Annotated in this window: 22 protein-coding genes; 12 read left to right on the top strand and 10 right to left on the bottom strand. The window is 68.2% G+C overall.

The genetic code is table 11. The features are described 5' to 3' along the window. The first annotated feature begins 9 nt into the window (after nucleotides 1-9). Nucleotides 10-1,515, top strand: a complete 1,506-nt coding sequence (glpK, locus tag Tchar_RS07280; protein ID WP_144328389.1) for a glycerol kinase GlpK — start codon at nucleotides 10-12, stop codon at nucleotides 1,513-1,515. A 151-nt stretch (nucleotides 1,516-1,666) separates the two neighbouring features. Here the strand turns inward: glpK and Tchar_RS07275 are convergent, their stop codons facing one another. Further along, a complete protein-coding gene (locus Tchar_RS07275; RefSeq protein WP_144328388.1) occupies nucleotides 1,667-2,320 on the bottom strand; it encodes a histidine phosphatase family protein in 654 nt (217 codons plus the stop codon). A gap of 171 nt (nucleotides 2,321-2,491) precedes the next feature. Between Tchar_RS07275 and Tchar_RS07270 the strand changes: the two genes are divergently transcribed. Continuing rightward, nucleotides 2,492-3,478: a chemotaxis protein gene (locus Tchar_RS07270; protein WP_144328387.1), complete on the top strand. Its 987-nt coding sequence runs from the start codon at nucleotides 2,492-2,494 to the stop codon at nucleotides 3,476-3,478. A gap of 22 nt (nucleotides 3,479-3,500) precedes the next feature. On the opposite strand, the gene Tchar_RS07265 is transcribed toward Tchar_RS07270, so the two are convergent. From Tchar_RS07265 to Tchar_RS07250, 4 genes are read right to left on the bottom strand one after another with little or no spacing between them, the layout of a single operon-like run. Next, nucleotides 3,501-4,148 (bottom strand): DUF4136 domain-containing protein, encoded by a 648-nt coding sequence (locus Tchar_RS07265; RefSeq protein WP_144328386.1) that lies wholly within the window; start codon nucleotides 4,146-4,148, stop codon nucleotides 3,501-3,503. Nucleotides 4,149-4,180: 32 nt separating this feature from the next. Further along, nucleotides 4,181-5,173, bottom strand: a complete 993-nt coding sequence (gene ttcA / locus Tchar_RS07260; protein ID WP_144328385.1) for a tRNA 2-thiocytidine(32) synthetase TtcA — start codon at nucleotides 5,171-5,173, stop codon at nucleotides 4,181-4,183. Between the two features lie 59 nt (nucleotides 5,174-5,232). Next, the gene (locus tag Tchar_RS07255) at nucleotides 5,233-5,616 is read right to left on the bottom strand and encodes a dihydroneopterin aldolase (protein WP_201739327.1); all 384 of its coding nucleotides are present in this window, start codon (nucleotides 5,614-5,616) and stop codon (nucleotides 5,233-5,235) included. 11 nt (nucleotides 5,617-5,627) lie between these two features. Next, the gene (locus Tchar_RS07250; protein ID WP_144328384.1) at nucleotides 5,628-6,413 is read right to left on the bottom strand and encodes an SDR family oxidoreductase; all 786 of its coding nucleotides are present in this window, start codon (nucleotides 6,411-6,413) and stop codon (nucleotides 5,628-5,630) included. A 141-nt stretch (nucleotides 6,414-6,554) separates the two neighbouring features. Here Tchar_RS07250 and Tchar_RS07245 point away from each other — a divergent pair, with 141 nt between their 5' ends. From Tchar_RS07245 to trxC, 3 genes are all read left to right on the top strand, one after another. Then, nucleotides 6,555-7,682 carry a class I SAM-dependent methyltransferase gene (locus Tchar_RS07245; protein WP_144328415.1) on the top strand — a complete coding sequence of 376 codons (1,128 nt, stop codon included), beginning with the start codon at nucleotides 6,555-6,557 and terminating at the stop codon, nucleotides 7,680-7,682. Nucleotides 7,683-7,755: 73 nt separating this feature from the next. Further along, complete coding sequence (locus Tchar_RS07240) at nucleotides 7,756-7,950, top strand: DUF2905 family protein (protein WP_144328383.1); 195 nt, start codon at nucleotides 7,756-7,758, stop codon at nucleotides 7,948-7,950. A gap of 181 nt (nucleotides 7,951-8,131) precedes the next feature. Beyond that, complete coding sequence (trxC, locus tag Tchar_RS07235) at nucleotides 8,132-8,581, top strand: thioredoxin TrxC (protein WP_144328382.1); 450 nt, start codon at nucleotides 8,132-8,134, stop codon at nucleotides 8,579-8,581. A gap of 107 nt (nucleotides 8,582-8,688) precedes the next feature. On the opposite strand, the gene Tchar_RS07230 is transcribed toward trxC, so the two are convergent. Then, nucleotides 8,689-10,017: a multifunctional CCA addition/repair protein gene (locus Tchar_RS07230; protein ID WP_144328381.1), complete on the bottom strand. Its 1,329-nt coding sequence runs from the start codon at nucleotides 10,015-10,017 to the stop codon at nucleotides 8,689-8,691. Nucleotides 10,018-10,044: 27 nt separating this feature from the next. Next, complete coding sequence (locus tag Tchar_RS07225) at nucleotides 10,045-10,368, bottom strand: metal-sensitive transcriptional regulator (protein ID WP_144328380.1); 324 nt, start codon at nucleotides 10,366-10,368, stop codon at nucleotides 10,045-10,047. A gap of 263 nt (nucleotides 10,369-10,631) precedes the next feature. Here Tchar_RS07225 and Tchar_RS07220 point away from each other — a divergent pair, with 263 nt between their 5' ends. Together Tchar_RS07220 and Tchar_RS07215 are read left to right on the top strand one after the other, a co-directional pair. Continuing rightward, nucleotides 10,632-11,219, top strand: a complete 588-nt coding sequence (locus Tchar_RS07220; protein WP_236640377.1) for a DUF302 domain-containing protein — start codon at nucleotides 10,632-10,634, stop codon at nucleotides 11,217-11,219. A 99-nt stretch (nucleotides 11,220-11,318) separates the two neighbouring features. Further along, on the top strand, nucleotides 11,319-12,599 hold the full coding sequence (locus Tchar_RS07215) for an OmpP1/FadL family transporter (protein ID WP_144328379.1): 1,281 nt from the start codon (nucleotides 11,319-11,321) through the stop codon (nucleotides 12,597-12,599). An 81-nt stretch (nucleotides 12,600-12,680) separates the two neighbouring features. On the opposite strand, the gene Tchar_RS07210 is transcribed toward Tchar_RS07215, so the two are convergent. Both Tchar_RS07210 and Tchar_RS07205 read right to left on the bottom strand, forming a co-directional pair. Next, nucleotides 12,681-13,637 (bottom strand): complex I NDUFA9 subunit family protein, encoded by a 957-nt coding sequence (locus Tchar_RS07210; RefSeq protein ID WP_144328378.1) that lies wholly within the window; start codon nucleotides 13,635-13,637, stop codon nucleotides 12,681-12,683. Between the two features lie 143 nt (nucleotides 13,638-13,780). Continuing rightward, entirely contained in the window at nucleotides 13,781-15,694 is a 1,914-nt protein-coding gene (locus tag Tchar_RS07205) for a lytic transglycosylase domain-containing protein (RefSeq protein WP_236640376.1), read from the bottom strand. Between the two features lie 211 nt (nucleotides 15,695-15,905). Between Tchar_RS07205 and Tchar_RS07200 the strand changes: the two genes are divergently transcribed. Beyond that, complete coding sequence (locus Tchar_RS07200; protein WP_144328376.1) at nucleotides 15,906-16,538, top strand: 5-formyltetrahydrofolate cyclo-ligase; 633 nt, start codon at nucleotides 15,906-15,908, stop codon at nucleotides 16,536-16,538. Between the two features lie 28 nt (nucleotides 16,539-16,566). Here the strand turns inward: Tchar_RS07200 and icmF are convergent, their stop codons facing one another. Further along, nucleotides 16,567-19,872, bottom strand: a complete 3,306-nt coding sequence (icmF, locus tag Tchar_RS07195; protein WP_144328375.1) for a fused isobutyryl-CoA mutase/GTPase IcmF — start codon at nucleotides 19,870-19,872, stop codon at nucleotides 16,567-16,569. Nucleotides 19,873-20,425: 553 nt separating this feature from the next. On the opposite strand from icmF, the gene Tchar_RS07190 reads away from it, so the two are divergent. The 4 genes from Tchar_RS07190 to Tchar_RS13735 all read left to right on the top strand — a co-directional run bounded on the left by Tchar_RS07190 (nucleotide 20,426) and on the right by Tchar_RS13735 (nucleotide 22,225). Further along, complete coding sequence (locus Tchar_RS07190) at nucleotides 20,426-21,361, top strand: TRAP transporter substrate-binding protein (RefSeq protein ID WP_201739326.1); 936 nt, start codon at nucleotides 20,426-20,428, stop codon at nucleotides 21,359-21,361. Nucleotides 21,362-21,430: 69 nt separating this feature from the next. Beyond that, nucleotides 21,431-21,787, top strand: coding sequence for a TRAP transporter small permease subunit (locus Tchar_RS07185; RefSeq protein ID WP_236640375.1), 357 nt, complete (start codon nucleotides 21,431-21,433; stop codon nucleotides 21,785-21,787). Beyond that, entirely contained in the window at nucleotides 21,787-22,041 is a 255-nt protein-coding gene (locus Tchar_RS07180; protein ID WP_144328373.1) for a hypothetical protein, read from the top strand. The genes Tchar_RS07185 and Tchar_RS07180 overlap by 1 nt, the downstream gene beginning before the upstream one ends. 28 nt (nucleotides 22,042-22,069) lie before the next feature. Next, a complete protein-coding gene (locus tag Tchar_RS13735; RefSeq protein ID WP_161595476.1) occupies nucleotides 22,070-22,225 on the top strand; it encodes a hypothetical protein in 156 nt (51 codons plus the stop codon). Nucleotides 22,226-22,530: the final 305 nt, after the last annotated feature.

Here is a 22,530-nt window from a genome sequence, read left to right as displayed (position 1 = left end):
CCGGCTGCCATGTCGTATCTGTTGGCTCTGGATCAGGGAACCTCGAGCTCCCGCAGCATCGTGTTCGACCGCGACGGCCACATCGTGGCGATGGCGCAGCGCGAATTTCGTCAGCTCTACCCGCAGCCGGGCTGGGTGGAGCACGACCCGCGAGAACTGTGGGACAGCCAGCGTGCCACCGCGCAACAGGTGCTGGCACGGCTGGGTGCCGAGGCACGGGCCATCGCCGCGCTGGGCATCACCAACCAGCGTGAAACCACCGTGGTGTGGGAGCGTGCCAGTGGCGCGCCCATCTACAACGCCATCGTCTGGCAAGACCGCCGCACCGAGCCGATTTGCGCCGCGCTGCGCGCTGCCGGATGGGAGCCGCTGGTGCAGGACAAGACCGGGCTGCGCCTCGACCCCTATTTTTCCGGTACCAAGCTGAAGTGGATTTTGGACCATGTACCGCACGCGCGCTCGCGCGCGCAGCGTGGCGAATTGGCGTTCGGCACCGTGGACAGCTGGCTGATCTGGCAGCTCACCGGCGGGCGCGTGCACGCCACCGATGTCAGCAACGCCGCGCGCACTTTGCTGTTCAACGTGCGCGACAATCGCTGGGACGAGGAGCTGTTGCGCGTGCTGGACATTCCTGCTGAGCTGCTGCCTGCGGTGTATCCGTCCAGCCACCCCTACGGCGAGGTGGCTGCCGGCGTGCTGGGCGAGTACGGCCCGCGCGGGCTGCCGATCGCCGGGGTCGCAGGCGATCAGCAGGCGGCGCTCTTTGGGCAGGCCTGCTTTCGGCCGGGCTTGGCAAAAAACACCTACGGCACCGGCTGCTTCATGCTGATGCACACCGGCGCGCGCTTTCAGCCGTCCGACAACGGCTTGCTCACCACCAGCGCCGCTCAGCCCTCGACCGAGCGGGCGTACGCGCTGGAGGGCAGCGTGTTCGTCGGCGGCGCCGTGGTGCAGTGGCTGCGTGACGGTCTGCGCGCCATCGCCACCTCGGCCGAGGTGGAAAGCCTGGCGGCGTCGGTGCCCGACGCCGCGGGCGTGATGTTCGTGCCCGCCTTCACCGGGCTGGGGGCGCCGTATTGGCAGCCACAGGCCAGAGGCGCCATCGTCGGGTTGACGCGCGGCACGACCGTGGCCCACATCGCCCGTGCTGCCGTGGAGTCGATCGCCTTTCAGAGCGCGGCGCTGTTGCAGGCCATGAGCCGCGACGCCGAAGCCGGTGGCGCCGGCCCCGTGGCCGAGCTGCGCGTGGATGGTGGCGCCAGCGCCAACAACCTGCTGATGCAGTTCCAGGCCGATTTGCTGGGCATTCCGGTGGTGCGTCCGCAGGTCATCGAAACCACCGCGCTGGGGGTGGCTTACCTGGCCGGCTTGCAGAGCGGGGTCTATCGCAGCCTCGACGAGATCGCGGCGTTGTGGCGGCAGGAGCGGCGCTTTTGGCCTACCCTGCCGCGCAGCCAGGCCGAGGCCCTGATGGCGCGCTGGGAGCACGCGGTGCGCCAGGCCACGGCGCCGTGAGCCCGGCCAGCGGCGGCTGTGCGCAAAAGCGGTCACGGCCGCTGCTTCGCCGGCAAGGGAGTCCTCGCGTGGCCGCCGGCGCGCCCCAAGGGAGTTGCCGGCGCGTACCATGGCAAGCAAGGCCCGCCCCTTGGCTCGGTTGGGCGGGTTTTTATTGCGCCGCTTCGTCCAGCGGGCCGGCCTCTTCGGCTTCCTCCAGGTGCCGGGTATCGCCCCATGACAGCAGGGCAAAGCCGCCGTCGGGCGACCACAGCACCCGGTGGATGGCCGCGTTACCCATGGCCCAGGCGCGCGGCGCCTGCAGATCGACGCGCGCTGCGGCGCGGTACAGAATGTCGAGCACGCCACCGTGCGCCACCACCACGATCTGCCCGCCCAGGTGGCGCGCCGCCAATTCAGCCAAGGTCTGCTCCACCCGGGTGCGCAACGCCAGCAGCGACTCGCCCCCCGGCGGTGCGTAGTCGGGCACGCGGGTTTTCCAGGCCTGTACCACGTCGGGATGCTCGGCCTCCAGTTCGCGCCAGGTGCGGCCCTGGAAGATGCCGAAATGACGCTCGCGTAGCCCCGGGTGCAGTTGCACGGACAACGTGCGCCGTTGGCCGATGGCGGCGGCGGTGTCGCGCGCGCGCGCCAAATCGCTGGCGTACAGCGCGTCGATGGCTTCGCCGTCGAGCGCCTGCGCCACCCGCTGCGCCTGCCAGCGCCCGGTATCGTTGAGCCCGATGTCGAGTTGGCCCTGGATGCGTGCGTCGCGGTTCCAGGCGGTCTCGCCATGACGAATGGCCAAGATGCGGGTGGCGTGCATAGGGCGGAGCTTGCGAAGCGACGATGGAACTGCCTAGAATGGTAACCGACAGGCGTGTCGCGCACCGGCGGTCGGGCGCGGCAGTGCACATGTGCGAGGCGTCATCCAGCGCACGTCGGCGGCTGCGACGCGCTCAATGGCAGACCCGTATCCACCCACCGAAAGCCCCCCATGAGCAGCACGGCATTCCAAAAAGAGGTCGATGAGCGGACCAACCTGACCAGCTCTAACAAGTTCGAGATGTTGCTGTTCCGCCTGGGGCGAGCGCCGAACGCGGCGCAGTCGGAGCTGTTCGGCATCAACGTCTTCAAGGTGCGCGAGATCGTGGCCATGCCGCCGCTGACGGCGATGGCGGGCGCGCCGCAGCACGTGCTGGGCATGGTCAATCTGCGCGGACAGGTCATTCCGGTCATCGATTTGCCCGCCGTCATCGGCTGCACGCCCGAAACCGGGCTGAACCTGATGCTGGTCACCGAATTCGCCCGCTCCACACAGGCTTTCGCGGCCGAGTCGGTGGAAGATATCGTGCGGCTGGACTGGAGTCAGATTCTGCCGGCCGACCACACGGCGTCGGTGGCGCGCGGCCTGGTCACCAGCATCGCCCGCTTGGACGACGGCCAAGGCGGCGTCAAGCTGGTGCAAATTCTCGACGTTGAGTCGATTCTGCAGCGCGTCATGCCCAGCGAGGCGGTCGAGGTCAAGCAGGAAGACGTGGGTCATGCCGTGCGTCTGAAGCCCGGGGCGGTGGTGCTGGCGGCGGATGACTCGTTCGTGGCGCGATCGATGATCGAGCAAGAGCTCAAAGCCCTGCACTTGCCCTTCATCATGACCAAAAATGGGCAGGAAGCGTGGAAGACGCTGCAGGAGTTGGCGGCCGACGCCAAGGCCAAGGGTGTGCCGGTGACCGATCGGGTGGCGGTGGTGCTCAGCGACCTGGAAATGCCCGAGATGGACGGCTTCACGCTCACACGCCAGATCAAGGGCGACCCGGCGCTGCGCGCCATTCCGGTGGTGATCCACTCCTCACTGACCGGAGACACCAACGAGCGGCACGTGCAGCGTGCCGGCGCCGACGCCTACGTGGCCAAATTTGCAGCCAAGGAGCTGGCCGAGGCGCTGCGCGGCGTGCTGGCACACGCTCAGGCGGTGGCGGCCTGAGCGCTGCACAGGAGGGTGCGCGTCAGGGACGCGGTGACTCGATCACCACCCGTCGCGCCCCGGTGGGCGGCGAGGGAAAGCCGTCCAGCGCCGCTTGCAGCAGGGCCGACCACAGCGCCTCGCTGTCGGCCCATGGGCCATCCTGTACTGCGCGGCTCTCGAACACCACCTCGCCGCTGCGGCGGTCGCGCACCGTCAGCGCCAGCTCGCGCACGTAGTACGGTGGGCGCAACGTCCAGTGCAAGCCGATGCCACTGACCACCCCACGCCCCAGGATCACCTGCCCGTGGGGTAGCCACGCCGGCCGAGGCTCGGGCGGGTCCCACGGCGCGTGTGGATAACGCACCGAGCGCGCCACGATCTGCACCGCCCACGGCACGGCGCTGACCGCTTCGCTGGCCTCGGCCCGCTGCAAGCCGTAGCGCGCCAGTACCGGTTCGGCCAGCCGCTCCAGCATGGCCTGCTCGCGCTCGGCGTCGCCGCTGCGCTGCGAGGGCAGGCGCTCGAAGCGGTAGCGCTCACCGGCCGCCGGAGGCGCGGCCGTCCAGGCGGCTTGGCTGCGAACCTCATGCTCCAGGCGCACCGTGCTGGCGCAGCCACCCAGCAGCACAGCGGCGGCAAGCGCCATCAGCGCCGCTGCGCGCCGTGCCATCGTGTGATCGGCGTTCATCGCTTCAGGCTGCCCAGGTTCGTCGGATGCCATCAGGGCGCTGGACTCAGCGCGATGACGCGCCGCTGCGCCTGCGTGGAGGCGTTGTCGGCGCTGCCTGCCGCACCTGCCACCGTCGGCGTCATCGCCGGGCTGGCCCACGACGCGGCGTCGAGCGCCTCCTCGTCATCGCCGTCCGCGAACGAGGCCACTAGCGGCAGTGTCTGCGGGTCGAACGCCAGGTCGCCGTCGGCCTCTGGCCGGCCGGTGGCGCGCACACCCGCAAAGTCGAACAGACCGCGGTCCATCAGGTGGCTGGGCACCACATTCTGCAGCGCCTTGAGCATATTGTTCACGCGGCCGGGAAAGCGCTTGTCCCACTCGCGCAGCATGTCGCCCACCTGCTTGCGCTGCAGGTTGTCCTGGCTGCCGCACAGGCTGCACGGGATGATGGGAAACTGCCGCACCTGGGCCCAGCGGATCAGGTCCTTTTCGGGTACATAGGCCAGGGGACGGATGACCACGTGTTCGCCGTTGTCGCTGACCAGCTTGGGCGGCATGCCCTTGAGCTTGGCGCCGAAAAACATATTGAGCAGCAGCGTCTGCAAAATATCGTCGCGGTGGTGGCCCAGTGCGATTTTGGTGGCGCCCAGCTCGCACGCCACGCGGTACAGAATGCCACGCCGCAGCCGGCTGCACAGGCTGCACATCGTCTTGCCCTCCGGAACCACCTTCTTGACGATGGAGTAGGTGTCCTGGGTTTCGATGTGAAACGGGATGCCGAGCTGGCGCAGGTAGTTGGGCAGCACTTCGGCCGGAAAGCCGGGCTGCTTTTGGTCCAGATTGACCGCCACCAGCTCGAAGCGCGCCGGCGCCCGCCGCTGCAGCCGCATCAGGATGTCGAGCAGGGAGTAGCTGTCCTTGCCGCCCGACAGGCACACCATCACCCGATCGCCGTCCTCGATCATGCGGTAGTCGTCGATGGCTTGACCGACCAGCCGGCACAGGCGCTTTTCGAGCTTGCGATTTTCAAACGCGACGTCCATGACGTGCGATTGTCGCGCATACGGTGCGTTTGCGCTCGAGCGCGGCACGCCATCCCGCCTCACCACTGGCCGCATTCCATGTGGATGGCCACCTCACAGTCGTCGAAGATCTCGAGCTTGGCGATGCGCACCCGCACGCCAATGACGCCGGGCAGCTGCAGCAGCCGGTGGGCGAGCTTGCCGATCAGCGTCTCCAGCAGGTTGACATGCTCGGCGGTGCACTCGTCGATGATGATCTGGCGCACCTTGCGGTAGTCGAGCACGTGATGGATGTCGTCGTCGTGCGGCAGCAGCGGCTGCGGGCCCTGGTTGAGTTCGGCGTCGACGCGAATCGGCTGCGGACGCTGACGCTCGTGCTCCAGAATGCCGAGGTTGGCGTCGAAGCGCAGCCCCGTCAGTGTGAGGATTTGCCGGCCTGTATCCGGCAGCGGGGTTTTGGCCATGGACGGCGAGCTCACATCATCGAAAAGTCGCGCTCGAAGCGCATCAGATGCTGGCCGCCGTCGACGAGCAAAGTGGTGCCGGTCAGTGCCCGGTTGCGCACGGCAAACGCCACCGCGTCGGCCACTTCCTCGGGGGTGGAGGAGCGCCCCAGGGGCGACTGGCGGTGCAGGGCGGCGAATTGGTCGGCGCTCAGATAGGGGCTGGTCAAGGTGAGACCCGGGGCCACGCCCACTACGCGCACGCGCGGCGCCAAGGCTTGCGCCAGTAGTGTGGTGGCCGCCTCCAGCGCTGCCTTGGACAGCGTGTAGCTGAGAAAATCCGGATTGGGATTCCAGAGCTTTTGGTCCAGCAGATTGACCACCACGCCCAAGTGCGCCACGCGCTGGGCGCACAGGTGGGCGTGCAGTTGCTGTGCCAGCACGATTGCCGCGGCGGTGTTGCTGCGCATGTGCGCGTCCAGCTGCGCGTAGGTGAAGTGGGCCGCGTCGTCGTACTCGAAGCGCGAGGCACTGTTGATCACCGCATCCACCCGGCCAAAGTGCCGCAGCACGGCAGGCAGCAGCGCGCGCACGCTGGCTTCGTCGTCCAAATCGGCGCAGAACGTCGCGGCACCGTCGGCGCGGCCACAGGCCCGGGCGCAGTCGGCAGCGGTTTGCTGCGCGTCGGCTGCCGAGTGACGGTAATGCACCGCCACGTTCCAGCCCGCGCCGGCCAGCGTCAACGCAATCTCGCGCCCTAGGCGCTTGCCCGCCCCCGTGACGAGGACGGTCGGAAATTCGGACAAAGCAGACGGCATGGTGCGACGGCGGTGTTGAGGGACAATCGCAGGGTGAATGTCCGGAATGATCACGAACGCGCAAGTGTAGCGAGCCCATTGCAGGCGCGCCTGATCGAGGCCATCGAAGACGCCGGCGGCTGGCTGCCGTTTGAGCCATTCATGGCCTTGGCCTTGTATGCCCCGGGCGAGGGCTACTACGCCCGCGGCGGTGCGCTGTTCGGCACTGGTGTGGCCGACGGCAGCGACTTCATCACCGCGCCGGTGCTCAGCGCGCGCTTCGGCGCGGTGCTGGCGCGCCAGGTGGCGCAGGCGCTGCTGGCCACGGGCACGCGCGAGGTCTGGGAGTTCGGCGCTGGCGACGGCGCGCTGGCGGCTCAGCTGCTCGGCGCGCTCGATGACGCGCAGACGTGGGCGGCCGCGCAGGCCGCTTGCGCCACGGGTGCGCCACCCGCTGCGGGCGCGCCGGATCGTTTGGCCACCAGCGACCCGCCCATGTCCGCGCCGGCTGCTGGCCGGCCGGTGCGCTACCACATCGTCGAGCTGTCGGCGGCGCTGCGGCAGCGCCAGGCGCAGCGGCTGGCCCCCTGGGCCGGGCGGGTGACGTGGCACGAACGACTGCCCGCGGCGATCGAAGGCGTGGTGCTGGGCAACGAGGTGCTCGACGCCATGCCGGTGACGCTGCTGCATCGCATCGATGGCGTGTGGCACGAGCGCGGTGTGGTGTGGGACGCGACGGCGCAGCGCCTGGCTTGGTCCGACCGGCCCACCGAGCTGCGTCCGCCGCTGCCGATACCGGGGACGCACGACTACCTCACGGAGATCCATCCGCAGGCGCAAGCCTTCGTGCGCACGCTGGGCGAGCGGCTGCGGCGCGGGGCGGCGTTTTTCATCGACTACGGTTTTCCCGAGCGCGAGTACTACCACCCACAGCGGTGGATGGGCACCTTGATGTGCCACCGCGCGCACCGCAGCGACGACGACCCGCTGCGCGACGTCGGCAGCAAGGACATCACGGCGCACGTCGATTTCACCGGTGTGGCCGTGGCGGCGCAAGAAGCGGGTCTGACCGTGATCGGCTACACCAGCCAGGGCCGCTTCTTGCTCAACGCTGGACTGCTCGACGGGCTGGACGCCGCCCCGTTGCCGGAGCGTGCGGCGGCGCTGAAGCTCGTGCACGAGCACGAGATGGGCGAGTTGTTCAAGGTCATCGCCTTCGCGCCGCCGGCGTGCAGCCGTGGCTGGGTCCCGCTCGGCTTTACGCGCGGCGATCGCACCCACACCTTGTGAGGAGGCGGGTCGTGCCCGCTGCGCCTTTGGATCAGACGTCCATGATGCCCGATCGGTTCGGGGAGGTCAGCCGATGATCCGCTGGATGATCGTCATCTTTTTGGCGCTGGTGCTCATCAGCTGGATGACCCCGCTGCTGCGGCGGCTCGGCCTGGGCCGGTTGCCGGGCGATTTTTACTTTCGCCTCTTCGGGCGCGAGTGGTTCATTCCGCTGACCAGTACCGTGCTGCTGAGCCTGCTGGCCTCGGCCATCGCGCGTTGGGTGTAGGTACCACTCGCGGCGAGCGGATGGGACGCGCTGGCCAGTGGCGGTGTCGTCGCACCCAGGCCGCGCACCATCGCCGTAGCCACATGCGCTTGATACAGGGCGGGGTATCTGTTGAAATGCGTTGCCGTGTCCCCATCTGTCGGTCATCGTCAACGGTGCCATGCGCACCATCGGAGCCGTCATGAATACCGAACCGCTGCACATCGTCTGCCCCCACTGCCACACCACCAACCGCGTGCGCGCCGATCAGCTCGGCGCCGCCCCCGACTGTGGCCGCTGCCATCGGCCGCTGTTCGACGGGCACCCGGTTGCCTTGAACAGCGAAGCGTTCGAGCGCCATGTCGGGCGCAGCCAGATACCCGTGCTGGTGGACTTTTGGGCGCCGTGGTGCGGGCCGTGCCGCATGATGGCCCCAGCCTTCGAGGCGGCGGCGCGCCAGTTGGAGCCGCACGTGCGCCTGGCCAAGGTGGATACCGAGGCCGAGCCGCAGCTGGCGGCCCGCTTTGGCATTCGCAGCATTCCAACGCTGGCGCTATTCGTCGGCGGACGTGAAGTGGCGCGCCAGGCCGGCGCGATGGGACAGGCCGATATCGTGCGCTGGGTACAGGCGGTGCTGGCCAGCACGCGCTGAGCGGCAAGTGCGCAAGCGCCGTGCGTCCGCCGTGCCGGCGATACGACGACACGGTGGGGCAAGGTCGTTGTAGCCTGGCGCGCGTGGTTTATTTCCCGACGAGCGCCTCATGCCCCGAGGGAGGCCGGGCAGGGATCGATGGCGCGCGCGATCGCGCGTTCGCGTGCGTGGGCGATGGCGGCGCCGATGCGCGGCCCCAGGTCGCGCGCGTTCGGGTGGGCCTGCTGCACCTGCGCCGCGATGGCGCTGGTGTCCACGGCCAAAGCGGCCTGTAGGGCGCGTCGCAGCCGCTCGGCCTGCGGGTAGGGGCGCTCGCTGTGGTGCAGGCGGCCGCGCGCATCGCACTCGCAGGCCAGCAGCACCTGCTCGAAGCGCTGCGGCCGCCGCAGCGCGTCGCAGCGCTGCAGCAGGCGCAGGGTGGCGGCCGCCGACAGTCCCTCACAGCGGTGAATGTGACCGTGCTCGCGCGCCACCACGTCGGCGAGCTCGCGGCAGTCGCTGGGGACGCGCCAGCGCTGGCCGATGGCGTGCGCCAAGCGCGCACTGCGTTCTTCGTGCCCCAGGTGGCGCGGCAGCACGTCGGCCGGGGTGGTGCCCTTGCCCAGGTCGTGGCACAGGCAGGCGTAACGCACCGCCAGCGGCGCCTGCAGGCGCGCGCTCATGTCCAACACCAGCTCCAGGTGCACGCCGGTATCGACTTCCGGATGATAGTCGGCGCGCTGCGGCACACCCCACAAGCGGTCCACCTCGGGCAGCAGTGCGCGCAATGCACCGCAGGCGCGCAGCACTTGCAGCATGCGCGACGGGCGCACTTCCATCAGCCCACGCGCCAGTTCCTGCCAGACGCGCTCCGGCACCAGGTGGTCCACTTCACCGTGCGCCACCATATCGCGCATCAGCGCCATCGTCTCGGGTGCCACGCTGAAGTCGGGCCAGCGCGCGGCAAAACGGGCCATGCGTAGAATGCGCACCGGGTCTTCGGCGAACGCCGGGGTCACGTGGCGCAGCACCTTGGCGCGCAGGTCGCGCCGGCCGCCGTAAGGGTCCACCAGACGCGGGTCGGCGGGGTCGAAGTGTCCGTTGGCGTCCAACGCCTGCAGCGGCACCGCCATCGCATTGATGGTGAGGTCGCGCCGCGCCAGATCCTGCTCCAAGCTGACATCGGGCGCCGCGTGAAAAGCAAAGCCGTGGTAGCCGCGCGCCGTTTTGCGCTCGGTGCGCGCCAGCGCGTATTCCTCGCGCGTGTCGGGGTGCAGAAAGACCGGAAAATCACGTCCCACCGGCAGGTAGCCCGCCGCCGCCATCGCCTCGGGGGTGGCGCCTACCACCACCCAGTCGCGGTCGGCGTGCACGCTGCCGTCGGGGTGCCGGTGCGCCTCGTGGAAGTGTCCGAGCAGCCCGTCGCGTACCGCTCCGCCGACAAGGTAGATCTCCATCGCAGACCCGCCGCGCAGCGGCCGCTGTCAGGCGTACTTTTCCAGGATGCGTGTGGAGCGCTCGACCTCGCGCAGTGTCTCATCGTCCGAGACGGCAACGGACTCCATGACCGAGCACGCCATCATGCGGAAAAACGCCTTGTCCATGGCTTTGCGCGCCGCCGACATCTGCTGCGCGATGTCTTCGCACGGCCGGCCGGCCTCGACCATCTCGATGAGCGCGCGTACCTGACCCTCGATGCGCTTGAGGCGGTTGACGACGTCGCGTTGATGCTCGCTGCGGTAGCGCGACGTCGTATGCGTGGTGCCGTGGTCTTGGCAGGCGGCGCGGGCAGGTGAGTTGTCAGTCATGGCGGACCCCGGTATTGGCTGCAAACCCGCAGTGTGCCAAAAAAGTCGCCGCTGCGGGGCCGGCGTCAGCGCAGCGGCTTTCGAGCACGGTACCGATGCCGCTGGTGGCCCGTCGAATGACCTCGTTGGTCAGCGTGCATGTCGTGCTCTAACACCCTACCCCCTAGGGTAAATGCGGATGCGCGGCCGCTGGCGCTTGCGCTACGCTGTCACTGCCTTGAGTTTTGTCAAACCCCGTCGGGGTACAGAGGAGTGAGAACGACATGGGTGAAATGACGCAACGTTGGCGGCACCGCGCCGCCGTGGTGGTGTTGTCGGCAGCAGCGGCGCTGCTGGGTGGCTGCGGCACCGTGGCCACGATCGGCAAGCTGGAAGACGGCGCCGGCGCCGAGGCGATGAAGATGTGGGACCGCTGGATCGAGGGAGGCGGTGACATCGCGGTGGCCACGACTTGGGAGCGCAAGGTCAAACCCGGCCTGAGCGTGGCCGAGGTCGAGGAGATCATGCGCAACGTGATGGTCGAGCACAACATGCGCGACGTCGGCACGCTGCCGCTGTCCAAGGAGCTGGAGGCGCGCTCGGGCAAAAAAGAGCCGGTGTTGACCATCTACCAGTTCTGCAGCCCCAACATCGCGCGCCGCATGGCCGATTTCAGCCCCCACATGGCCGCCTACATGCCCTGTCGCATCGCGTTGGTCGAGCGCGCCGACGGCCTGTGGCTGTACACCCTCAACATGGACATGATGGTCAAAATGGGGCGCAAGCTGCCCTCGCCGCTGAAGGAGGAGGCGTGGAGCGTGCGGCAGGCCGTCTGGGACATGATGGAGCGCGCCGCCAAGGGCGAATTCTGAGGTCTTGTCTGGCAGCTGGTTTGGCCTGCCGCTTCGTGCCGGCGCGCCGCCCAGAAGCGCGCCGCATTTCCACCCCTGCAGAAAACGAGGAGACATCGCATGCAACCACGTCACACCCAAGCGCCGTCCGTTCGTGCCAGCCGGCTGGCGCTGACCCTCATCGCCGCTGCCAGCGTGGCGCCGGCGGCCTGGGCCACCAACGGTTATTTTCCGCACGGCTTTGGCCTCAAGGCCAAGGGCATGGGCGGAGCCTCAATCGCGCTGGCGCAGGACGGCTTTGCCGGCGTCAACAACCCCGCCGCGGCGATGTTCGCGGGCAGCCGCTTGGAGATTGGTGGCGAAATTTTCCGGCCCTACCGCGACGCCCAGTTCGTTGGCCAGACGCCGGTGGTGGAAAGTGGCCGCACCGCCTTCCTGATCCCCGAATTGGGCTACAGCGCCAAGCTGTCGGAGCGCATGGCCGTGGGGCTGACGGTGTACGGCAACGGGGGGATGAACACCTCCTACGCGCCGTTTCCGAACGGCGTCAACTTACTAGGCGGCCAAGGCAAGCTGGGCGTGGACCTGATGCAGCTCATCGTCGCCCCCACGGTGGCGTGGCAAGTGGCCGACGGCCACGCGCTGGGGGTGTCGCCCTTGCTGGTGTGGCAACGCTTCGAGGCCTACGGCCTGCAGGCGTTTGGCATGATGTCGTCGGACCCGGCCAATCTGACCAACCGCGGCAAGGACAACAGCACCGGTATCGGTGTGCGCGTGGGCTATTTCGGCAAGCTGGGCGACCGCGTGACCGTGGGTGCGTCCTATTCGCCCAAGATTCGCATGAGCCGCTTCGATAAATACCGCGGGCTGTTCGCTGGCAGCGGCGACTTCGACATTCCGGCCAACTACGGCGTCGGTGTGGCGCTGCAGGCGACGCCGACGCTCACTCTGGCGCTGGACGCCACCCGCATCCGCTACGGCGGCGTGCCATCGATCGCCAACCCCAGCCTGCAGCAGGTGATGGCCGGGCAGCCGCTGGGCGGCGCGCAGGGGCCGGGATTCGGTTGGCGCGACATCAGCGTCGTCAAGCTCGGTGTGCAGTGGCAGATGAACGAGCGCTGGACGCTGCGCGCTGGCTATAACGAGGGGCAAAACCCCATTCGGCCGGACGATGCGATGTTCAACATCCTGGCGCCAGGCGTCATCCGCAAGCACGTCACGTTCGGCGCCACCTACGCGCCCGATGCGCGCACCGAGTGGACCTTTGCGCTGTGGCACGGCAAGCGCGAAAACGTCGTCGGCCCGAGCGTCGATTTCAGCTCGATGCAGATGAACCCGACGGGCACCCGCATCGGCATGCACCAAAACGGCTTTGGCGTGCAGTTCAGCCGCAAATTCTGACCGATCTTCGTGCGCTGGGGTTAGCGCTTGACCGCCAGCCGGCCCCTTGCCGGATGGCGGCTTTTTTTGCGCCGTCGCGCCTCAGCGCCGCAGGTGGGCGGTGCGGCGCAGACCGATCAGGGGATCGGCGGGGCCGTCGCTGTCGAGGTAGCGCGCCGCCACCGGCTCCACCGCGCTGGGTTGTATTCCGAGGTCGGCCAGGGTCGGCAGGGTACCACTGGCGACGTTGTCCACCTCCATCGAACGCAGATTGTCGGTGGTCAACAACGGTTCACCCGGTAGCCACTCCATCAGCAGGGCCTGAAAATACGCCAGTGCCCGTGGCAATCCGATGATCGGCCGCGGGTGGCCGCTCAGGCGTCCGGCCAGACGGACCAGCTCGCGCAGCGTCCACACCTCGGGGCCGACCGCTTCGATGGTCTGGCCAATGGTGTGCGGCCGCTGCAAACACACCGTGATGGCGCGCGCCACGTCACCCACCCACACGGGCTGAAAGCGCGCCTGGGCACCGGCCAGTGGCACCACCGGCAGGCTGGCCTGCAGGCGGGCGAACAGATTGAGAAAGCGGTCCTCGGCGCCGAAGATGACGCTGGGGCGCAGGATGGTCAGGGCCAGACCCGCGTCGGCCAGCGCACGCAGCACGGCTTCGCCTTCGCCTTTGGAGCGCAGATAACGCGACGGTCCAGCGGGGTCGGCGCCCAGGGCGCTGACGTGCACCAAGCGCGTCACGCCCGCCGCCAACATCGCCTGCCCCAGCCGCTGGGGCAGTTCCACGTGGACGTGCTGGAAGCGCTGGTCGTTGCCGTGCAGCACGGCGATCAGATTGACCACGGCGTCGTGGCCGGGCAACAGCCGCTCGAGCACGCGGTCGTCGTGCACGTTGGCCACGCAGACATCGACCATCGGCAGCATTTGGATGGCCTTGGCGTGTTCCGCGTGGCGCGTGGGTACCGTCACGCGCACCCCGGCGCGGGTGAGTTGTTCGCACAGATGGCGGCCGACGAAGCCGGTGCCGCCCAGAACCAGCACGTGTTTCATGCCTGCCTCACAAGGGGACGTAGGGCGCTGCGTCACGGATACCGTCTGAGTGGCGTCGCCGACACGATCCACGCCCCACACGGGCGTGGGCAAGCGGCGCGCTGCAACCATACGAATCGGACATTATCGCCGTGGCGCTGCGCTCATGGCAACTCGGAGTCGGGTGCGCGCGCCGTGGCCAGCCGCGGACCGATGCGGCCCAGTCGGTCCCCCAGGCGCTGTGGCTGCCCGCTCAGCACCGCGGCATATACCGTGGTGTTGGACAACACGCGCTTGACGTAATCGCGCGTTTCCTCGAACGGGATATTTTCGATCCACACCGCCGCTTCCAGCACCGGCCCTTGGCGCCACTGACGCGCGCGCCCCGGACCCGCATTGTAGGCCGCGGCAGCCAGCGCCATCGAACCCTCGAAGTCGTCGAGGGCGAACTTCAGGTAGGCGGTGCCGAGTTGCACATTGAGCTCGGGGTCGGCCACACGGGTGGGCTCGAAGCCATCGAGCCCGAGTTTGCGCGCCGTCCAGCGTGCGGTGGCCGGCATCAACTGCATCAGGCCCGCCGCGCCCACGTGGGAGCGGGCGTCGGTCACGAAACGGCTCTCCTGCCGAATCAAGCCGTAAACGTACGCCGGGTCGAGCCCGACGGCGTGTGCCCGTGGCACCACCAGTTCGCGCCACGGCGTGGGGTAGCGCTGGCCGATGTCCACCAACGTTCGCGTGCGCGCGCTGGTGTTGATGCAGCGGTCCCACACCGCGCGCTCGCAGGCCCACTGCGCCGCCGCCAGCAGTGCCCGCTCGGGCAGCCCGCCGGGTGTGTGCAGCGCCACCTCGTAATGCCACTCGCGCACGCCTTCACTGCGCAGGCCCAGCTCGATGGCCAGCAGCGCGCGTTGCAAGCCGGGTTGGGCGCGCACCGCCGCTCGCTCCTCGGCGCTGGGCGGTGGTGGCGCTGGCGGCAGGGTCACTGGCTGGCCCAACGCCTCGGCAGCCAGTTGTTCGTAAAACCCCTCGGGCCCGGCGATGCGCTGCAGCAGGCCACGCGCACGCTCGGCATCGGCCAGGTCGCCGCTGGCTTGCAGGGCACGGGCCTGCCAGTAGGCCCATCCCGGCTCAGCCTGCTTGGCCGGGCTGAGCAACGCGATGGCCCGCCGCACCTCGGCCCAGTGGCCGGCGCGCAGCGCCGCGCGGGCGTGCCATTCCCGCCATTCGTCGGGCAGCGCCGCGTTGCCCGCGTGCTGAAAATACGCCAGTGCCTGATCCGACAAGCGCTGTGCGGCACGCTTGCCAATTGCCCCCCACACCCAGGCCTGCTCCTCGGCGGTGAGCTGGGCCCGCCAGCGCAGATGGCTGGCTTCGCGGGCGGCGGCCTCCGGGTCCGCTGCGGCCAGCCGAATCAGGGCCAGTGTCACGACTTCTTTGGTGCGGTGCCGCACCGCGGTGAATTTGTCGTCCAGGTAGCGCTGGGGCTGTTGCAACGCACGCTCGGCCAGCGCAGCCCAAGCGGGGTCCAGCAGCGCCACCGCTTGGATGGCCACCGCGCTGCGTCCGGCCTCGGCTGCCAGGCGGGCGCGCTGCCAGGCGGCTTCGGCCGGCAGGGCACCGACGGCGATCAAGCGCCGCGCAGCGGCGGCGCAGCCGGCTCCCGCTTGGCGTTGTCCCAGCCAATCGTCGCGTACCGTGCTGGCCACGGCCTCGGGAGCCGCGTCTGCCCGTTCGATACGCGCCAAGGCCACCCAGCAGCGCACCTCGGGGTCGTCGGCCATGCGAAACGCCGCCGCTTCGGCCAGCAGCGTCGCCCAGTCACCGCGTGCGCCCAATTGCAGCAGCCAATCGTTGCGCAGACGGTCTTCCCAGTACGTGCCGCTCCAGCGTGCCAGGAAGGCGCGTATCTCCTCGGTCGTGGCCTGCTCGAGCCGGGCGCGCAACGTCCAGTACGCTGCCAGCGGCTCCAAGGGGTGCCCCTGCAGTTGCGCGAGGCGCTGCGCCAGGCGGGCGGCGTCGCCCCGCTGAAAGGCCGCGCGCATCTCCAACAGCGTGCGGCTGGCGGCATCGTCAGGCATCGCAGCCGAGGCGGGCGCGCTTTCGACGCGCGGCCCGCTCGGCAGACTCTGGCCCCAGGCCAGGCCACTGGCCAGGCTAGCCGTCGCCAGCCAGCCGGCGGCCCGGCGCACGGGCGGTAAGATGCGCCAAAGGCACCGCACCGGTGTGCCGGCCCTGGGCGTTGCGGTCGGTGGGGTGCGCTGAGGGAACTGTCCTTGCATGAGGCCCATTATGGACAAGATCGACCCGCCGTGTCAGCCGGATGCTCGAGACGCCGGTGCGCGCAAGCGTACCTGGCGGGCGCGGCTGATTGCCGAGCGCGCGCGGCTGCCCGACCGGTTGGCGCGCGCCGAGGCCCTGCAGCGCGTCATGCGCGTGTGGATGGTGCAGCGTGACGATACCGTGGTGGGCGCCTACTGGCCGATCAAAGGTGAGTTCGATCCGCTGCCGGCGCTGCACCGGTGGCAGGAAGCGGCGGACGTGCAGGACGCACAGCGCGCGCGCCAGCGCCGCCGCTTGGCGCTGCCGGTCATCGACAAGGTGGCGGGCACGCTGCGCTTTCACGTCTGGTACCCCGGCTGTCCGATGGAGGAGGATGCCTACGGTATCCCGAAGCCCAAGGACACCGAGGTGGTGCAGCCGACGCTGCTGTTCGTGCCCTGCGTGGGCTATGGCCCCGGGGGCTACCGCCTGGGCTACGGCGGTGGCTTTTACGACCGCACGCTGGCTACCCTGCAGCCCAGGCCGTTTACGGTGGGCTTGGCGTTTGCCAGCGCCTTCGTGCCCTGGCTGCAGCCCGAGCCACACGACGTGCCGCTCGACGCCATCTTGACCGAGCAGGGCGTGGCCTGGCCGGTGGAGTGACGGCGTCGGTGCAGCCCCGGCCGGCGTCTCACATATTGCGCCGGTACTGGCCACCCACTTCGAACAGCGCCTGCGTGATCTGGCCCAGCGAGCAGCAGCGCACCGCGTCCATCAGCACCTCGAAGACGTTGCGGTTTTCGATCACGGCGTCTTTGAGGCGCTGCAGCATCGCGGGCGCCTCGTGCGCGTGGCGGGCGTGGAAGTCGGCCAGGCGCCGCAGCTGCGACTGCTTTTCTTCCTCGGTGGAGCGGGCCAGCTCCAGCGACTCGGGGATAGGGTCGCCGTGCGGGTTGCGGAAGGTGTTGACACCGATGATGGGCAGCTCGCCGGTGTGTTTGAGCATCTCGTAGTGCATGCTCTCGTCCTGGATGCGGCCGCGCTGGTAGCCAGTCTCCATCGCCCCCAGCACCCCGCCGCGCTCGGCGATGCGCTCGAACTCGGCCAGCACGGCTTCTTCCACCAGCTCGGTCAGCTCTTCGATGATGAAGCTGCCCTGGTTGGGGTTTTCGTTCTTGGCCAGCCCCCACTCGCGGTTGATGATGAGCTGAATCGCCATCGCGCGCCGCACGCTTTCCTCGGTGGGCGTGGTGATGGCCTCGTCGTAGGCGTTGGTGTGCAGGCTGTTGCAGTTGTCGTAGATGGCGATGAGCGCCTGCAGCGTGGTGCGGATGTCGTTGAAGGCGATTTCCTGCGCGTGCAGGCTGCGGCCGCTGGTCTGGATGTGGTATTTGAGCTTTTGGCTGCGCTCGTTGGCGCCGTATTTTTCTTTCATCGCCACCGCCCAGATGCGGCGCGCCACGCGGCCCAGCACGGTGTACTCCGGGTCCATGCCATTGCTGAAGAAAAACGACAGATTGGGCGCGAAATCGTCGATGTGCATGCCGCGCGCCAGGTAGCTTTCGACGTAGGTGAAGCCGTTGGCCAGGGTGAAGGCGAGCTGGCTGATCGGGTTGGCACCGGCTTCGGCGATGTGGTAGCCGGAAATCGACACCGAGTAAAAATTGCGCACGTTGTGGTGGACGAAATATTCCTGGATGTCGCCCATCACCTTCAGGCTGAACTCGGTGGAGAAGATGCAGGTATTTTGGCCCTGATCCTCCTTCAAGATGTCGGCCTGTACGGTGCCGCGCACATTGGCCAGCACCCACTCCTTGATCTTGGCGATTTCGGTGTCGGTCGGCTCGCGCCCATTGTCGGCGCGGAACTTGTCGATCTGCTGATCGATGGCGGTGTTGAAAAACATCGCCAGGATGGTCGGCGCCGGGCCGTTGATGGTCATCGACACGCTGGTGGCGGGGTCACACAGATCGAAGCCGCTGTAGAGCACCTTCATGTCGTCGAGCGTGGCGATCGACACGCCCGAGTTGCCGATCTTGCCGTAGATATCGGGGCGCGGGTCGGGGTCATGGCCGTAGAGCGTGACCGAGTCGAACGCCGTCGACAGCCGCTTGGCCGGCATGCCCTCGGACAGCAGCTTGAAGCGGCGGTTGGTGCGAAAGGCGTCGCCCTCGCCAGCAAACATGCGCGTGGGGTCTTCGTTTTCGCGTTTGAAGGCGAACACACCGGCGGTGTAGGGGAAGCTGCCCGGAACGTTTTCCAGCATCAGCCACTTCAGCAGCTCGCCGTGGTCTTCGTACTTGGGCAGTACCACCTTGCGGATCTTGTTGCCCGACAGCGTGGTGTGCACGAGCCGGGTGCGCACTTCCCGGTCGCGGATCTTGACCACATATTCATCCCCTGCGTAGGCGCGCTGCATATCGGGCCACTGTTGCAGCAGCTTGCGCGCGTCCGGATCGAGCAGCGCCTCGCGCTGTTGCGCCAATTCCAGCGCCGCTTCGGCGGCCTTGGCGCGCAGGGGTTTGTCGATGCGCAGCATCTCGGCGCTGGCGCGCAGCTGTTGCGCCTCGCGCGCCAAGCGCACGTTGCGCTGCACGCGCTGCTTGTAGCCGCGCACGGTCGCGGCGATTTCGGCCAGGTAGCGGCTGCGCGCCGGTGGCACGATCGGCACCGAGTGCGTGCTGTGGCGCGTGTGCACACGCGGCAGCCGGCCGCCCTCCACACCCAGTGGCAGTGTCAAGCCCAGCGCTGCCAAGCGCGGCAGCAACGCCTGGTACAGCGCCGTGACGCCATCGTCGTTGAAGCGAGCGGCCATGGTGCCGAACACCGGCATCGCCTCCAGCGGCTGGCCCCAGGCTTCCTTGTTGCGCTGCACCTGCTTGGCCACGTCGCGCAGCGCATCCAGCGCGCCCTTGCGGTCGAACTTGTTGATGGCCACGAACTCGGCGAAGTCCAGCATGTCGATTTTTTCCAGCTGGCTGGCAGCGCCGAACTCGGGTGTCATCACGTACAGCGGCACATCGACGTGCGGCACGATGGCGGCGTCGCCCTGCCCGATGCCGGAGGTCTCGACGATCACCAGATCGAAGCCCGCCACCTTGCAGGCCGCGATCACATCCGGCAGCGCGGCCGAGATCTCGCTGCCGAAGTCGCGCGTGGCGAGGCTGCGCATGTACACGCGCGGGCCCTGCTGCCACGGGCCGATGGCGTTCATGCGGATGCGGTCGCCCAGCAAGGCGCCGCCGCTCTTGCGCCGCGACGGGTCGATGCTGATGACGGCGATGCGCAGCGCATCGTCCTGGTCCAGGCGTAGGCGCCGGATCAGCTCGTCGGTCAGGCTCGACTTGCCAGCGCCGCCCGTGCCAGTGATGCCCAGCACCGGCACGCGCGCGCCCGCTGCGGCCGCGCGCAGCTCGGCCAGCAGGCCGCCGTCGAGTTGACCGTTTTCCACCGCCGTGATCAGCTGCGCCAGCGCGCGCCACGCGGCGTCACCGTGGCCGCGAATCGCCTCCAGCGTCTTGGGGGCGTAGACCGACAAATCGCGGTCGCAGCGCATCAGCATCTCGCCGATCATGCCCTGCAGGCCCATGCGCTGGCCGTCTTCCGGGCTGTAGATGCGCCCCACGCCGTAGTCCATCAGCTCCCGGATTTCGCTGGGCACGATCACCCCGCCGCCGCCGCCGAACACCAGCACGTGCTCGCCGCCGCGCGCGCGCAACTGATCGACCATGTATTTGAAATATTCGACGTGCCCGCCCTGGTAGGAACTCACCGCGATGCCTTGCACGTCTTCTTGCAGCGCCGCGGTCACCACCTCGTCCACCGAGCGGTTGTGGCCCAGGTGGATCACCTCCGCTCCCATGCTCTGCAGGATGCGGCGCATGATGTTGATGGCCGCATCGTGCCCGTCGAACAGGCTGGCGGCCGTGACGAAACGCACCTTGTGCGTCGGGCGGTACTGCGCCAGAGCTTGAAATTCGGCGCTGAGCTCAGTCATCGGCAGTCTCCTCGGCGGTGGGTCTGCGCGCAAGTGTGGCACAGGATGGGGTGGGCGCAATATTGACGTTTACGTAAACGTCAATTCTAGTGCGTCTGTCGCCCCGGGCGTGCCGTGCGGGTGGATGTGGCGGTGTGGGCCCGACGGGCGAGCCCCGCAGCCGGGCCACGGCGCGGGGGCGCTCTACCATTGCTGCCCCGCGTGGGGCAGGGGCCTGCGCACCGCCGCCCCACGCCCCGTGGCGCCCAGTAGCGCAAGTGACAGCGGCCTAGGGTAAGTCCGGATGCGCGGGGCTGGCGGTTCGACGGCCGGTACCCTAGACTGTATCGACGGTGTGCGTTCGAGGGCGTCGATGGGGTGTGTCCGCTGTGTGCGGCGCTCTGGCGGCGCGCGCGCCTCGCCGCCGGCCACCCAACGACAGAGGAGACGCCATGAAACAACCGACCCTGACCCACAGCCCTGCCGACCCTCAGGCGCGCGCCGCCGTGCCGCAAGCCTCGCGGCGGCGCTTTTTCCGCAAGGCGGCCACCGCTGCCGTGGCCGCGCCCGTAAGATGGCGGGCAACCGCCTGCGGCTGGAATATCTGCTGGCCGGGGCCGTCGTCAAGCCGTTCGAGATCATGGACGCGGTCAGCAAGGGCGTGCTGGATGCCGGCCACCACGTCACGGCCTACTGGTACGGCAAGTCCAAGGTGGCCTCGCTGTTTGGTGCCGGCCCGGTCAGCGTTGCCACGCCCGAGATTGCGCTGAGCTGGATTGCGCAAGGCGGCGGCCAGCAGCTCTACGAAAAGCTGCTGGCCAAGCTGGGGTTGAACGTGGTCGGCTTTTTCTGCCTCCCGATGCCGTGTCAGCCGCTGGGCTGGTTCAAGAACCGTCCGCCGCGCACGGCCGCCGAGATGAAGGGCTTCAAATACCGCACCGTCGGTCTGGCCGCCGACATGCTGCAGGAAATGGGCGTGGCGGTGGCGCAGTTGCCCGGTGGTGAGATCGTGCCGGCCATGCAGCGCGGCGTCATCGACGCCTTCGAGTTCAACAATCCGACGTCCGACATGCGCTTCGGCGCGCAGGACGTGGCCAAGTACTACTCGATGGGCTCCTACCACCAGGCGCAGGAGTTCTTCGAGATCCTGTTCAACAAGGACAAGTACAACGCACTGCCGGCCGACCTGAAGGCGATTCTGAAATACGCCGCCGAGGCCGCTTCCACCGCCAACACGGCGTTGGCCCACGACAACTACTCGCGCGATCTGCAAGAGCTCATCGTCAAGCACAAGGTGCAGGTGTCGCGCACCTCACAGGACATCTACAAGGCGCAGCTCGAGGCGTGGGACAAGGTGGTCGCCAAGCTCGAAAAAGAAGTCGATATGTTCAAAGAGGTCAACGACTCGTTCCGGGCCTGGTCGCGGCGGGTGGGCTTCTATCACTTCACCAACGAAGCCGACAACAAGCTGGCCTTCGAGCACGTGCACAAGATTCGCCTGCCGCGCTGAGCGGCGGCGGTCTGCCGGCCCACCGGCGCCGCGCCGGTGGGTGATGTGCGACCCCACACGGGAGCGACGATGGAACGCTGGATCCGAACGATCGACCTGTTGAATCGAGGCATCGGTCATGCCTTTGCTTGGTGCGTGCTGGTGCTCACCGCCAGCACCTGTCTGGAGGTGGTGATGCGCTACGGCTTGAATAGCCCCACCAAATGGGCATTCGACATGAGCTACACCCTCTACGGTGCCTTGTTCATGATGGCGGGCGCCTACGCGCTGTCGCGCGGCGCGCACGTGCGCGGCGACTTTCTCTACCGCAAGTGGTCGCAGCGCACCCAGGCCAAGGTCGATCTGGTGCTCTATCTCGTCTTTTTCTTTCCGGCCATCTTCGCGATGGTCTTCACCGGCGCGCGCTACGGGCCTTCATCGCAGTGATGGACGGGGTCGTGGACGAAGTGCCCTTGCCGGCGGTGGTAGAGCGCGCCGTGGCGTGGCATGCCACCGTCAACGACGCCGAGCTGGCGCTGGCTCTGCACCACGCCTTCCATCAGCGTAGCGACGCGCTCAGCCCCACGCTGCGCGAGCGCCTGCAGCGCGCGCAGGACATTCGCGCCGTCGATTATCCGGTATTCAGGCCATCGGTGCGGCGCGGCAGGATGCGCGCTTGCTGCGGGCCGCACGTGCGTTGATCACGATCTTCGAGGAGCGAACCGCATCATGAAGCCCTTATCCCGTGTGGCCGGTCTGGTCGGTTTTGCGCTCCTGGCGCTGTTTTTTGCCCCCTACGTGCTCAAGTTGGGCAGCGTGGACATCACTTTGATCCTGCTGGGTGGCTTGGTGTTGGCGGGCATCGACGCCTGGACCGCCGATTGAACCTGCCGCTTCGTGCCGGCGCGCCAAGCGAGAGCGCGCCGCCGCGTCGCCGCCCCCTGTCAAGGCAAAGTAGAAATGTCCGCCCTCTGAGCAAGTTAGAAATGTCCGGTTTGACGCCGAAGGTATGTCCTCATGGGCTGGCCCATGGGCCAGCCCATGAGGGCGGAGCGCTGAAGAGACGACGCCAGGGGTGCTCAGGGCCGGGACACCATGGCTGTTTGACTTGGCGCGCTTTGAGGATGTCATCCACCCGCGCATTGAGCGTCTTGTCATCGACGGCGCTGGGGGTGGCTGGAGCAGGATCG

It is taken from the genome of Tepidimonas charontis (assembly GCF_007556685.1).
GTDB lineage: Bacteria > Pseudomonadota > Gammaproteobacteria > Burkholderiales > Burkholderiaceae_C > Tepidimonas > Tepidimonas charontis.
The sequence above is the reverse complement of the archived record's forward strand: the minus strand, read 5'-3'. Positions and strand labels throughout refer to the sequence as shown.